The sequence below is a fragment of the Jiangella aurantiaca genome (assembly GCF_004349105.1).
In the GTDB taxonomy this organism is placed as follows: domain Bacteria; phylum Actinomycetota; class Actinomycetes; order Jiangellales; family Jiangellaceae; genus Jiangella; species Jiangella aurantiaca.
Genome location: NZ_SMLB01000002.1, coordinates 124,395 through 137,635 on the forward strand (window position 1 = coordinate 124,395; position 13,241 = coordinate 137,635).

Annotated in this window: 13 protein-coding genes and 1 pseudogene; 11 read left to right on the forward strand and 3 right to left on the reverse strand. The window is 66.3% G+C overall.

Going from position 1 to position 13,241, the window contains the following annotated elements; all coding sequences use genetic code 11:
* Positions 1 to 7: 7 nt before the first annotated feature.
* From E1262_RS01905 to E1262_RS01920, 4 genes are all read left to right on the forward strand, one after another.
* Entirely contained in the window at positions 8 to 739 is a 732-nt protein-coding gene (locus E1262_RS01905) for a glycoside hydrolase family 16 protein (RefSeq protein ID WP_132101354.1), read from the forward strand.
* Positions 740 to 807: 68 nt separating this feature from the next.
* Entirely contained in the window at positions 808 to 2,028 is a 1,221-nt protein-coding gene (locus E1262_RS01910) for an ROK family transcriptional regulator (RefSeq protein ID WP_203453450.1), read from the forward strand.
* Positions 2,025 to 3,422, forward strand: coding sequence for a GH1 family beta-glucosidase (locus tag E1262_RS01915; protein WP_238992793.1), 1,398 nt, complete (start codon positions 2,025 to 2,027; stop codon positions 3,420 to 3,422). The genes E1262_RS01910 and E1262_RS01915 overlap by 4 nt, the downstream gene beginning before the upstream one ends.
* Positions 3,419 to 4,987 carry a cellulase family glycosylhydrolase gene (locus E1262_RS01920; protein ID WP_132101356.1) on the forward strand — a complete coding sequence of 523 codons (1,569 nt, stop codon included), beginning with the start codon at positions 3,419 to 3,421 and terminating at the stop codon, positions 4,985 to 4,987. The genes E1262_RS01915 and E1262_RS01920 overlap by 4 nt, the downstream gene beginning before the upstream one ends.
* 38 nt (positions 4,988 to 5,025) lie before the next feature.
* On the opposite strand, the gene E1262_RS01925 is transcribed toward E1262_RS01920, so the two are convergent.
* A complete protein-coding gene (locus E1262_RS01925; RefSeq protein WP_132101357.1) occupies positions 5,026 to 6,717 on the reverse strand; it encodes a right-handed parallel beta-helix repeat-containing protein in 1,692 nt (563 codons plus the stop codon).
* 401 nt (positions 6,718 to 7,118) lie between these two features.
* Between E1262_RS01925 and E1262_RS01930 the strand changes: the two are divergent.
* The 7 genes and pseudogenes from E1262_RS01930 to E1262_RS01960 all read left to right on the forward strand — a co-directional run.
* Positions 7,119 to 7,286: pseudogene (locus E1262_RS01930) on the forward strand (GNAT family N-acetyltransferase); the annotation flags it as partial.
* Entirely contained in the window at positions 7,283 to 7,720 is a 438-nt protein-coding gene (locus tag E1262_RS01935; RefSeq protein WP_132101359.1) for a hypothetical protein, read from the forward strand. The pseudogene E1262_RS01930 and the gene E1262_RS01935, both read left to right, overlap by 4 nt.
* 326 nt (positions 7,721 to 8,046) lie before the next feature.
* Complete coding sequence (gene vanH / locus E1262_RS01940; RefSeq protein ID WP_238992795.1) at positions 8,047 to 9,000, forward strand: D-lactate dehydrogenase VanH; 954 nt, start codon at positions 8,047 to 8,049, stop codon at positions 8,998 to 9,000.
* Complete coding sequence (gene vanA-Sc, locus E1262_RS01945) at positions 8,993 to 10,039, forward strand: D-alanine--(R)-lactate ligase VanA-Sc (RefSeq protein ID WP_132101361.1); 1,047 nt, start codon at positions 8,993 to 8,995, stop codon at positions 10,037 to 10,039. Before vanH ends, vanA-Sc begins: the two co-directional genes overlap by 8 nt.
* The gene (gene vanX / locus E1262_RS01950; protein WP_132101362.1) at positions 10,029 to 10,637 is read left to right on the forward strand and encodes a D-Ala-D-Ala dipeptidase VanX; all 609 of its coding nucleotides are present in this window, start codon (positions 10,029 to 10,031) and stop codon (positions 10,635 to 10,637) included. Before vanA-Sc ends, vanX begins: the two co-directional genes overlap by 11 nt.
* Before the next feature lie 51 nt (positions 10,638 to 10,688).
* Positions 10,689 to 11,162, forward strand: coding sequence for a GNAT family N-acetyltransferase (locus E1262_RS01955; RefSeq protein ID WP_132101363.1), 474 nt, complete (start codon positions 10,689 to 10,691; stop codon positions 11,160 to 11,162).
* On the forward strand, positions 11,159 to 11,338 hold the full coding sequence (locus E1262_RS01960) for a hypothetical protein (protein ID WP_132101364.1): 180 nt from the start codon (positions 11,159 to 11,161) through the stop codon (positions 11,336 to 11,338). Before E1262_RS01955 ends, E1262_RS01960 begins: the two co-directional genes overlap by 4 nt.
* Before the next feature lie 21 nt (positions 11,339 to 11,359).
* Here E1262_RS01960 and E1262_RS01965 read toward each other — a convergent pair whose 3' ends face one another.
* Complete coding sequence (locus E1262_RS01965) at positions 11,360 to 12,469, reverse strand: sensor histidine kinase (RefSeq protein WP_132101365.1); 1,110 nt, start codon at positions 12,467 to 12,469, stop codon at positions 11,360 to 11,362.
* Positions 12,462 to 13,157: a response regulator transcription factor gene (locus E1262_RS01970; protein ID WP_132101470.1), complete on the reverse strand. Its 696-nt coding sequence runs from the start codon at positions 13,155 to 13,157 to the stop codon at positions 12,462 to 12,464. The genes E1262_RS01965 and E1262_RS01970 overlap by 8 nt, the downstream gene beginning before the upstream one ends.
* Between the last annotated feature and the right edge of the window lie 84 nt (positions 13,158 to 13,241).

Below are 13,241 nucleotides of genomic sequence, written 5' to 3' on the forward strand. Positions count from 1 at the left end.
GGTGACGATGACCGCCGACCCCGACTGGAGCGACGAGTTCGACCAGGACGGCCTGCCCGACCCGAGCAGATGGAGCTACGCCGAGGGCGGGCACGGCTGGGGCAACGACGAGCTCCAGTTCTACACCGAGAGCCGGCTCGACAACGCCCGAGTCGAGGATGGCCGGCTGGTCATCGAAGCGCATCGGGAGGACTGGCACGGCCGCCCGTTCACCTCTGCTCGGCTCGTCTCACGCGGCAAGGGTGACTGGCGGTACGGCCGCATCGAGGTGGTGGCCAGGTTGCCGCAGGGTCGCGGCACCTGGCCGGCCATCTGGATGCTGTCGTCGAACGCGGACCGCCGCTGGCCGCGCGATGGCGAGATCGACATCATGGAACACGTCGGCCACGACCCCGGCGTGATCCACGCGAGCATCCACACCGCGGCCTACAACCACGTCGCGAAGACCCAGCGGACCGCCACCACGTCGGTACCGGACGCGCAGCAGACCTTCCACACCTACCGGCTGGACTGGGATCACGAGACGATCAGCTGCTCGGTCGACGACCGGACGTACTTCAGCTACGCGCGCGATCCGGGCGCCGGGGTCGCCGAATGGCCGTTCGACTCCGAGTTCCATCTGATCCTCAACCTCGCCGTGGGCGGGTTCTGGGGCGGCGAGCAGGGCGTCGATGAGGCCGCCTTCCCGGCCCGCATGGAGGTCGACTCGGTCCGCGTGTTCGGGCACAGGGACACGTGAAGCGTTCTTGCCCCGCGTTAGTTCATGACTTAGATTATGAGATGAATCAGTGCATTGGGGGAGGACACATGGCGCTCGGCTCCACGGTGAGAGACCTGCGCAGGAGCAACCGGGCGCGGGCCTTTCGCAGCATCGTCCTCGCCGGCGAGACCACCCGCGCGGAGATCGCAGCCAGCTGTGGCCTGTCCACCGCGACGATCACCAACGTCGTCACCGATCTCATCGCCGACGGGCTCGTCGAGGAGGTCGGCTCGGTGCCGTCGAACGGAGGACGGCCGATCGCCCGGCTCTCCCCCCGGCCCCAGGGCGCCTACCTGATCGGCGCCGACGTCGGCGAGAACGGCGTGTTGGTGGAGCTGTTCGACCTGTCGCTGTCCACCGTCGACCGGGTCTTCACTGAGCTCCCCACCAACGTCGCCTCGCCCGCCGACGTGGGCCGGTCGTTGACCGACGCCGTCGAGACGATCCTGGGCCGCCGCCCGGACATCCGCGACCGCGTGATGGGCATGGGACTCGGCGTGCCGGGCCTGGTCGAGCGGACCGATGGGCGCACGACCATCTACGCGCAGAACCTCGGGTGGGCACCGACGGACGTGAACGACCTGGTCACCATCCCGGACCTGCCGGTCCAGGCGGACAACGGCGCGAAGACGCTCACCATGGCCGAGCAGTGGTTCGGAGCCGCACGCGGGGTCGACGACTGCGTCGTCGTGCTGGTCGGCCGCGGCATCGGCGCCGGCATCATCAGCGACAGCCGGCTGCTGCGCGGCCGGGCCAGCAGCGCCGGCGAGTTCGGCCACACGAAGATCTCGGTCGGCGGCCCGGTGTGTTCATGCGGCGGACGGGGGTGCATCGAAGCCCATGCCGGCGGCGGAAGCCTCGTGGCGCGGTGGCGCGAGGTGGCCGCCGCGTCCGGCGACCACCTCGACGATCTCGGTGACGAGGAGGCCCTGGCCAGGCTGCTCGAGGCGGCCGCCGACGGCGCCGAGGCCGCCGCGGCGATCGTCGACGAGGCGGTCGACCGGCTGGGCATCGGCCTGGCCAACCTGGTGAACCTGACCAACCCGGAAAAGATCATCCTTGGCGGCTGGGCCGGCATGCCGCTCCAGACCGCCCGCGGACCACAGCTCACCGAGGCGATCCGCCGGCACTCGCTGGCCCGCCCGGGCGAGCAGTTCACGCTCGAGCCGGCCGCGATGGGCGGCGACGCCGTCGCGCTCGGAGCCGCGCTGCTGTCTCTCGAGCAGCTCATCGAAGGAAACACTCCCCTGCCGAAGGTGCCCACGTGACCGATGCGTCCTTGCCGCCCGCTCCCGACGACTCTCCCCGCCTCGACGCCTTCCCCGCCGACTTCCTGTGGGGCGCCGCGACCGCCGCCTATCAGATCGAAGGCGCGGTCGACTCCGACGGGCGCAGACCGTCGATCTGGGACTCGTTCGCGCACTCTCCACGGGCCACGCTGAACGGCGACACCGGCGACATCGCCTGCGACCACTACCACCGGTGGCGCGACGACTTCGACCTGGTGAAGAGCCTGAACCTGAACGCCTACCGGTTCTCGGTGTCGTGGGCGCGGCTGCAGCCGACCGGCCGCGGACCGCTGAACGCGCTCGGCGTGGCCCACTACCGCGCCCAGCTGGAGCGGCTCCTCGCGCTGGGCATCCGGCCGTTCGTCACGCTCTACCACTGGGACCTGCCGCAGGAGCTCGAGGACGCGGGCGGGTGGCCGGTCCGCGAGACCATCGACCGCTTCGCCGAGTACGCGTCGCTGACGGCCGAGGCCCTCGGGGACCTGGCCGCCGACTGGATCACGACCAACGAGTCGTGGTGCCAGGCGTTCCTCGGCTACGGCGAGGGCAAGCACGCCCCGGGCCGCCGGGACTGGCGGGCCGCCGTCGCCGCCGCGCACCACCTGAACCTCGCCCACGGTCTGGCCGTGCGGGCCATCCGCGCCGCCCGGCCCGGCGCGAGCGTCGGCACAGCGCAGCTGGTCGTCGACTTCGTCCCGGCGTCGTCGGCGCCGGCCGACATCGCCGCGAGCCGGCGGTGGGACGCCCACCACAACCAGACCTTCCTCGGCCCGCTCGGCGGCGGCGGTTACCCGGCCGACGTGCTCGACCTCTACAGCGCCGACGGCCTGGCCGACCTGCTCCGGCCCGGCGACGACGCCGTCATGGCCGAGCCCATCGACTTCCTCGGGGTCAACCACTACCAGCAGGTGGTCGTGGCTCACGACCAGAACGCGGCGGTGCCGCTTCGTGCGCGGGACACGCCGGCCGAGCCCGCGCTGACGTCGCTGGGCTGGTCGGTCAAGCCCGAGTCGTTGCGCAACGTCCTGGTCCGCGTCGCGGGCGAGTTCCCCGACCTGCCGCTGTACGTCACGGAGAGCGGCGCGTCGTTCGACGACTACGTCGATCCGCACGGCCAGGTGATCGACCACGAACGGGTCGACTACCTGCGCCGCTACCTGGCCGCCGCCGGGGATGCCATCAAGGAGGGCGTCGACCTGCGTGGCTACTTCGCGTGGTCGCTCCTGGACAACTTCGAGTGGGCCGAGGGCTACCGCAAGCGGTTCGGCCTCATCTATGTCGACTACGCCACCCAAGCCCGCATCCTCAAGGCCAGCTCCGTCTGGTATCGCGACCTGATCAGCGACCATGCGGCCCTGTCGAGGCCGGCATGACCGCGGCAACGTTCGACGGATTCGTCCACGCCGACGGCGACCGGCTCGTCGACGGCGAGGGGCGGCGGCTGCAGTGGCGCGGCATGGGCCTGGGCAACTGGCTGCTGCCCGAGGGATACATGTGGGTCCTGCATGGCGGCCCGCAATCACCGCGGGCCATCGAGTCGATGATCAGCACACTCGTGGGTCAGCCACGCGCCACCGAATTCTGGCGCCGGTTCCGCGACGTGTTCATCGCCGAGGCCGACATCGCCCGAATGGCCGCCGAGGGGTTCGACCACGTCCGGCTGGCGATCAACGCCAGGGTCGTCATGTCCGACGACGCTGCGCCGCTGGACGACGGCCTCGCCCTGGTCGACCGGCTGATCGACTGGTGCCGCACGCATCGGCTGTGGGTCGTCCTCGACCTCCACGGCGCACCCGGCGGACAGACCGGCACGAACATCGACGACTCCCCCAACGGCCGCCCCGAGCTGTTCGAGGACCCGCGCCATCGCGAGCGCACCATCGAGCTCTGGAGCATGCTCGCGCGCCGGTACCGCGACGAGACCGTCGTCGCCGGTTACGACCTGCTCAACGAGCCGATCCCCGATGACTACCAGCACCGGTACGCCGATGACCTCGCTGGGATCTACCGAGACCTCACCACGGCCATCCGGGCCGTCGACCCGAACCACCTGATCATCTACGAGGGCAGCCACTGGGCCACCAACTGGAGCATCTTCACCGAGGTCTGGGACGCCAACTCCATGCTCCAATTCCACAAGTACTGGTCCCCGCCGGACCGGCCGAGCATCCAGCAGTACCTCGATGCCCGCACCCGGCTCGGGCTGCCGATCTACATGGGCGAGGGCGGCGAGAACGCCCTCGACTGGTTTCAGACGATGTTCCAGCTCCTCGAGGACCACGAGATCGGCTGGAACTTCTGGCCATGGAAGAAGATCGACACCACGACGTCACCGTGCTCGATCGACCCGCCTCCCGGCTGGTCGGACATCGTCGCCTGGGCAGCAGGACAGGCTCCGCAACCGTCCGCCGACGACGCTGCCAAGGTTCTCGACGACCTCCTCGACCGGATGCGACTCAATCGGTGCACCTACCGGCCCGATGTGGTCAACGCGATGATGCGCCGTGTCCCGCTCCGGCTGCCGGCGACGGGCTTCACCTTCGACGCCGGCGGCGCGTCGCGCCCCCGCGGGGCACAGCCGTTGGCGGGATTCCGTGACGACGACGGCGTAACTGTCCGGTTCACCGGCGACGGCGAGCCCGACTGGGCACATGCCTCGTACAGCCAGCCCGCCGAAGGATTCGAGGTCGTGCTGGACACCGGTGACTGGGTGGAGTACGAGATGACACTGGCGGCCCCCGGCGTCCTCGAGGTCACCGTCGAGGTCGGTGGCGTGGCGTTCCCGGACGTCGCCGTCGACGGCGTCAGCCTCGAGCCGTCCGGCACCGCAGGCCTGTACCGCACGCCGGTGCCGATCGCCGCGGGCACGCATCGCCTCCGGGTCACCGCCACGCGCGGCGACACGTCGCTCGTCGCCCTCACGGTCGCGCCCGGGTAGACCCCAAACGGGCCCACCCGGGCGACCTGCGAAATCTCCTATCCGGCGTCGGCGCCGATGTTCGGCGGGTTCGGGATCGGGTCCTGGAAGTAGTCCAAGCCACCGTTGCCGACGATGTTCACGCCGGCGCGCAGTGCGGGCGAGCCGGACTGCAGTCGATACGCCGACGGGCACGGCTGCGGACCGGTACCCGATGCCGGTGTCCAGGAACAGGTGCCGCCGTTCCCGGCCGAGGCGAACAATGGGTTGCCCCACACCGGTCCCGTCTCGAGGCCGGCCGCTTGCCAGGCCGCGAACGAGCTGTGCGTGGTACCGCCCCAGCGCCACCACGGAGTGCCGGTCGTGTAGTAGAGGTTGTTCGAGATCGGCATTCCGGTCTGACCGTTGGGGTTGTAGTAGAAGTGCCCGGGCCGGCCGTACTGGTCCCGGTTGGCGAGGTGGCAGATGTTGTTCTTGATCTGCGATCCGCTCGCCCACGTCCCGCCGGCGTAGCCGAAGAAGAAGCACGCGCTCGCGGTGCTCTTCGAGCTCTGGTTGACGTTGCTGAAGAACGTATTGCCGTAGATGGACAGCGCTCCCGTCGGTGCCCGCGGCACGACCCCCATCAGGCCGCCCTGCGCCTTGATGGTGTCGTCGTTCTCGGAGATGTTGTAGCGGAACGTGTTCGGCCCCCACGGCTTCCCGCCGGGGCTGTCCACATAGGCCAGCAGGCCGTTACCCGCGTTGTCGTGTGTGTAGTTGTACTCGACGACGGAGTTGTCCACGCCGCCGTCGAGGTCGATGCCGTCCCAGTCGCAGCCGCTGACATAGCTGGGGTACGGCTCGACGTTGTACACCTCGTTGTAGCGGATGGTGATGTGGCTCGAGGTGTAGGCGAGGATGCCGGCCGTTCCGCCGCAGGACGTCACGTTGGCGCCGATGTCGTGCACCTTGTTGTGCTGGATGACGGCACCGTTCCACCCGTTCGCGGTGATGGCACCGCCCACGGTCTTGGGGAGCATGCCCAGGTTGTAGACGTTGTTCCCGTCGACCATGACGTCGGTGATGTTCTGCCCGTAGCCCCAGCCCCCGATGGCTGGTCCGTCGGCCGAGGTCTTGGAGGCCCCGTACAGATGGTTGTCGAGGATCTGGATGTCGTTCATCGGCCCGTTGTTGCCGTTCACCGCGTACCCGATGATCTGGATCGCGCCGCCGAAGCTGCTGGAGCTCCCCGCCGGAGTGGTGAATCCAGTGATGCGCGAGTTCGAAATGACGATGGACTGCGTCGGTTCCGAGGATTCCTGGTTCTGGAGCAGGACGCCGGCGGCCGTCGTGCCGCCGTTGACGAGCTTGACGTTGTTCAGGCGGAATCCGCTCACGTTGTCCACGGTGACCGCTGCCGAGTAGTCGCCTGTGCAGTTGGACCTGATCGTCGCCTGGCCCGAACCGTAGGAGTACACCCGGAACGGCGTCGTCGCCGAGGAGTTCGGCACGTTTCCGGAGTCGAACACCAGGCAGCCGGTGAAGGTCTGGCCGCCCTCGAAGTAGACGAGACTCCCCTGGGGGAAGGTGAAGGCGTTGACCTTCCCGATGGTCCGCCATGCCTCGCTGGGAGACAGGCCACTGTTGTTGTCGTCGCCGTTGGGAGAGACGTAGTACGTCCCCGCGGCGCCGTGGGCTGGACCGAGCGCGACCAAGGACGTGGCCGCCGTCAGCAACGCTGCGATCACGGACAAGCGTCTGGATCTCATGCCTCTTTCACCTCTTCGCCGATGAATCGGTTCGGATGCACGAAGTCGATGGGGCGCCGAGCAGGGCGCATTGCCCCATGGAACGGCTGCGCGCAGGCGTACTTCACGCTCCTTTCCGGAAGCTTTAGTTACGGCTTAAAAGAAGCCGTGCAACAAGACGTTACTGCGAATGTCACGATCTCGTCAAGATCCTGACAAGTCCGATAGGCCGCACTGTGCGATCCCATTCGCACGGGGGTTGTGTGTGACGGTGTCGTCCGGACCTCGGGTCAGGTCAGCTGCACCCGGCGCCGCGCGTCTGCGCCGCAAGCGCGCTTGGCGTCGCGGTAGCCGGCGATGACGTGGGATCGCCACCATGACGCCTTCCGCAGCGAACTCCCCCAGTTGCTCGGCCGGCGCGACGGCTGGTCGTGGCCCGCTTCGGCGACGGCGATCCGGTCGGCGTCGGCGCGCTCAAGCCCGCCGATGACGCCACGGCTGAAGTCAGACGGATGTACGTGCGTCCCGCGGCACGGGGTCTCGGCGTCGGCCGCGCGATTCTCGCCCAGCTCGTGGCCGATACGCGGTGAGCAGCAACGTCGTCACCGTCACCACCCCGCCGGCCACTGACACCGTCGCGCCGACCGCTCCGACGAACCTGCGCGAGACGACCGCGGGCTGCGAGGAAGCCTGGCTGACCTGGAACGCGTCGTCTGACGACGCCGACCCGGCATCGTCGCTGCGCTACGACGTCTACGTCAACGGCGTCAGGCAACCGGTCGACAGCCACAGCCCGATCAGCCACACCTCCACCGTCGCCGACGCGGCCGCGCCGGGCCTCAACACGTTCGTCGTCCGCGCCGTCGACACCTCCGGCAACATCTCGCCGCCGAGCAACCCGACCCTTCTCCGTGATCGACTCGGTGGCGGCGGTGTGAGCCGCCATGGGCAGCGCATCCAGGCACTGCCCGCTGCGGCGGCCGGGTGTCCGTGCCCGGGGGCCGGTCATGGTCGCCGGTGGTGACATGAGCGCCAATTGTTGGCGCTGGTGTCAACACGCCCGGGTCGTGTTCGGTGCCCTGGCCGAGTCGGCCAGGCCCGCGGGGGTGGCGGCTAACACGCGGGTCTTCCGGCTCGCTCCGCCGAACTACGTGAGGGCTCACCGGCGGCCAGGTGCAACCTACGTTACCGGCCGGTAGCATATCGTCGCCATATCGAAAACCACATACGTGCTGGCAACACCACGCTGCCTTAAATGGAAGCATGAGCTACAGCGAACCAGCACGGACAGCGGCCCGCCGCCCCCGATCGCTGGTGCTCGCGTCCTCCTCGGCCGTCCCAAAATTGGGAATGACGATCTATGGATGCGGGCAGGACGAGGCCGGTCTGTTCCAAGAGCTGGCGCCTCGCTTTGGCGTTGTGCCGACCATCACAGAGGCAGCGGCGTCCGAAGCCAATATCGAGCTCGCATTCGGAAATCGATGCATCAGCGTGGGCCACAAGACGCGGGTCACCAATCCCACTCTTCTCGCGCTTCGCGAAGCCGGCGTCGTGTATATCTCCACACGAAGCATCGGATACAACCATATAAATGTGACGTATGCGGAGAGCGTCGGCATGACCGTCGAGAACGTCGCCTATTCGCCCGACAGCGTGGCGGATTACACACTGATGCTGATGCTGATGGCGGTGCGAAATGCGAAGTCCATCATTCGCCGCGCCGATGTTCATGACTACAGACTGAACGATACACGCGGGAAGGAACTACGCGATCTGACCATCGGGGTGATCGGAACAGGACGCATCGGCGCCGCGGTCATGCATAGGCTGCGAGGTTTTGGCTGCCGAATATTGGCCTACGACAGTCGCCCCAAGACCTCGGCCGCCTACGTTCCACTCGATGAATTGTTACGGCAGAGCGACATTGTAACGCTCCATACGCCGCTCAATGCGGATACCCACCATCTCCTCGATGGTCGGCGTATCGATCGGATGAAGCACGGTGCGTTCATCATCAACACCGGACGCGGTTCACTTCTTGATACCGAGGCCCTTGTTCCCGCACTGGAGAGCGGCAGACTGGGCGGCGCGGCGTTGGATGTCCTCGAAGGAGAGGAAGGAATATTCTACGCCGACTGCAGAAACAAAACCATCGAAAGCAAACCGCTATTGCGGCTGCAACAGCTCCCGAATGTAGTCATCAGTCCGCACACCGCCTATTACACCGACCACGCTCTGAGCGACACCGTTGAGAACTCCATCATCAATTGCTTGAGGTTTGAAAGCAGGAACCAGCATGGCTAGGTTGAAGATCGGGATCATATTCGGGGGCAGTTCTGAAGAACATCCCGTGTCCGTCAAATCTGCGCAAGAGGTTGCAAGGAGCCTCGATACCGACAAGTATGAACCGTTCTACATCGGGATCACGAAGAGCGGTGCTTGGAAGCTCTGTGACGGGCCTGACGCACATTGGGAAAATGGCGGTGGCCGTCCGGCTGTGCTGTCACCGGACAGCAGCGTCCACGGGCTGCTCGTTCTGGAGCAGGGACGATACGAAACGATCAGTCTGGACCTGGTGTTGCCCGTCCTGCACGGCAAGCTCGGCGAGGACGGCGCGATGCAAGGCTTGTTGGAGCTCTCCGGCATCCCTTACGTGGGCTGCGATGTCCAGAGTTCCGCTCTGTGTATGGACAAGTCCCTTGCTTACATCGTCGCACGAAGCACGGGAATCGCCACGCCGAACTTCTGGACCGTCGCGGCGAATGAGAACATCGATCCCGACCGGCTCACCTATCCAGTCTTCGTGAAGCCGGCCCGCTCGGGGTCGTCTTTCGGCGTCAGCAAGGTATCTGGAGAAGAGGAGCTGCCGAGTGCGGTGAAAGCGGCTCGACAGTACGACTCGAAGCTGTTGTTCGAAGAGGCTGTCGTCGGCAGCGAGGTCGGCTGCGCAATCCTGGGGAACGATCTGGATCTGATCGCAGGTGAGGTAGACCGAATCGCCTTGTCGCATGGCTTCTTCAGGATCCATCAGGAGAGTCAGCCCGAAACCGGCTCCGAGAACTCGACACCAATCGTTCCCGCTGACATTTCGGCAGAGTCACGCGCGCTCGTTCAGCAGACGGCGAAGGACATTTATCGCGCCCTCGGATGCAGGGGGCTGGCGCGGGTGGACATGTTCCTCACGGAGGATGGAACAGTAGTCCTCAACGAGGTCAATACCTTCCCGGGCATGACCTCATACAGCCGTTACCCGAGAATGATGGCTGCCGCAGGGTTGCCGCTTGCCGACGTGATCGACCGGATGGTGTCGTTGGCGTTGACAGGAAAGCCCGATGACCGGTGACTTTGTCATTGTCGACGACCTTGTACCCGGAATACGCTGGGATGCCAAGTACGCCACCTGGGACAACTTCACCGGGAAGCCGGTGGACGGATATCTGGCAAATCGAATTGTCGGCACGAGAGCTCTGTGTAAAGCCCTGGAAAGAGCGCGAGAATGCGCCGAATCCCTTGGCTTCGGCTTGCTCCTGTGGGACGGCTATCGCCCGCAACGTGCGGTAGACTGCTTTCTGCGCTGGTCAAAAGAGCCGGAGGACGGCCGGACGAAGTTGCGACACTATCCGAATATCGACAGATCCGAGATGGTTGAAAAGGGATATGTGGCAGCCAGATCGGGCCACAGTCGGGGCAGTGCCGTTGACTTGACACTCTATCACCTGGCCACCCGTGAACTCGTACCCATGGGTGGGAACCATGATCTGATGGATTCGATCTCCCATCATGGAGCAATAGATGTCACGCCGGTCGAAGCGAGAAACCGGCAATACCTGTGTTCCATCATGGAGGCGAGCGGCTTCAATCGGTACGACTGCGAGTGGTGGCACTACACGCTGAAGGACGAACCTCATCCAGACACCTACTTTGATTTTCCCATCACCTAGTCCACTGCCGTCTGCAGTGTGGACACACCTGAGACGTCGACAGGGGAAGGCATGCAGATACGACTGGCACACACCTCCGACGCCGCGGCCGTCAACGAGCTGCTTCACCAGCTGGGCTATCCCCAAGACGGCACCGCGACAACGGCAAACCGGATCCAGGCGTGGAGTGACGACCCCTCCAGCGCAGCCTATGTGGCCGATGCCGACGGCGACCTCAACGGCCTTGTCGCGGTCCACGTCAGCCCGTTCTTCGAGCGCACCGGCTCGTGGGGTCGGATCGTGGCGCTGATCGTCTCCGATCGAGCACGCCGCCAGGGCGTCGGTGGTCACCTCGTCACAGCGGCGGAATCGTTCGCTGCGAGTCGTGGATGCGTACGCATGGAGGTCACCAGCGCAGACCGCCGCAACGACGCACACGAGTTCTACCGGCGCTGCGGGTACGTCGACCAAACAGGAAGGTCATCCCGGTTCCTACGCGATCTCGACGACACCAGCGAGATCGCTCGGCGACGGGAGCAGGAGTGACGGCACCGCGCGTCGTTGTCGCCGGCGGCCATTCGGCCGGGCACATCGAGCCCACGATGTACCGCCGCGCGCCGAGTGTCCGCTCACGCCACCGCCGTCGGGATCCCGCGGTGTCCGGCGCATCTGACGCGGACGTCGTCCTGGCCCGGCACGTGCTCACCGCGGTCGCCGAGTGACGTAGGTCCGCCTCGTGTTTGTCATCTGCCAGTGTGCGGTGACGCGGCGGGTAGTCGCACCGTGACTCGGAGCCCGCCAGCGGGCCGGGGGGTGACGGTGAGGGTGCCGTCGTGTGCCTGGGCGATGCTCTTGACGATGGCCAGGCCGAGGCCGACACCTGCGTGGTCACTGCGTATGCGTTGGGTGCCGCGCTGGAACGGTTCGGTGAGGGTCGAAACCAGTTGTGGTGAAAGCTTCTCACCGGTGTTCTCGACGGAGAGCATGACGGACTCGGGCTGGATGGCGGTGGTGACCTGCACGGTGCCGTGTTCGGGGAGATTGTGGACGATGGCGTTGTGTACGAGGTTGGTGGTCATCTGCAGCAAGAGAGCGTGTGAGCCGCTGGTGGGGGTCAGGTCGCCGGACGTCTCGATGGTGATGCCGTGCTTCTCCGCAAGGGGGAGAAGTGTCTCGGTGGCCTCCTCCGCTATCAGGGACAGGTCGACAAGCTCTCGGGTGAAGGATCGCTGATCGGTGCGGCTGAGCAGGAGCAATGCTTCGGTGAGGTCGATCGCTCGGGCGTTGACGGCGTGGAGGCGGTCGACGAGCACACCGGTGTCGCGGCTCAGATCGTTGCGGGCGACGTCGAGAAGCGTCTGCGTGATCGCCAGTGGGGTGCGCAGTTCGTGTGAGGCGTTGGTCGCGAATCTCCGCTGTTCGGCGACGTGTGATTCGAGCCGGGCGAGCATGGTGTCGAACGCGTCGGCGAGTTCGCGGAACTCGTCTCTGCGACCCGGTAGCCGGATTCGGTGGGAGAGCGATCCGTCCGCGGCCATGCGTGTGGCGTCAGTGATTCGGGTCAGGGGGGCGAGCATGCGGCCGGCCAGGATCCATCCTCCCACGAGGCCGAACACCAGCAGGAACGCCAACGCTGCGACTGCCACTAGAGTGAAGGCTCGCTGGGCGCTGGAGCGGCCGGGAGCGAACGCCCCGCCGATGCCAGATCTCGTGTCTCTGATGATCGCAGCCTGGGGGAAGTACCGCATGAGGACCACCCACAGGGCGAGTAGCAGGGCACCTGCGAGCACGAGGAATCCGGCGTAGCTGAGGGTGAGTTTCAGGCGAACGCTCAAACCGGGCGCCCTATCCACGGTCGGCTCCTTCACGTCCGGTGCCGGATGCCGTGTCGATGCGGTAGCCGACGCCGGGGACGGTGGCGATGAGCCAGGGTTCGCCGAGCCGTTTGCGTAGTGCCGATACGGTGATGCGCACGGCGTTGGTGAAGGGGTCGGCGTTCTCGTCCCAGGCCCGTTCCAGCAGCTCTTCGGCACTGACGACACCGCCTTCGGCAGTGACGAGGACTTCGAGGACGGCGAACTGTTTCCGGGTGAGCGCGACGTAGCGGCCGTCGCGGTAGACCTCGCGGCGGAACGGATCCAGCCGCAGGCCTGCGATCTCTCGCACGGGGGGCCTGTTGTGACCGCGCCTGCGGTCGAGCGCTCTGAGCCTGAGCACGAGTTCTTTGAGCTCGAACGGCTTCGTGAGGTAGTCGTCGGCACCGAGTTCGAACCCGGTGGCCTTGTCGTCGAGCCGGTCGGCGGCGGTGAGCATGAGGATCGGCATACCGCTGCCGGAGGCGACGACACGTTTGGCGATCTCGTCACCGGAGGGCCCGGGAATGTCGCGGTCGAGGACGGCGATGTCGTAGGCGTTGGTGCTCAGCAGCTGCAGAGCGGTGTCGCCGTCGCCGGCGATGTCGGCGGCGATCGCTTCCAGGCGCAGCCCGTCGCGGATGGCCTCAGCCATATACGGCTCGTCCTCGACGACCAACACACGCATGCTCTCGATGCTACGAGCCGGTGCATATCGTCGGCGTATCGAAATCCACATACGTGCTGACAACACCTCATCGCCTTGTCTGTC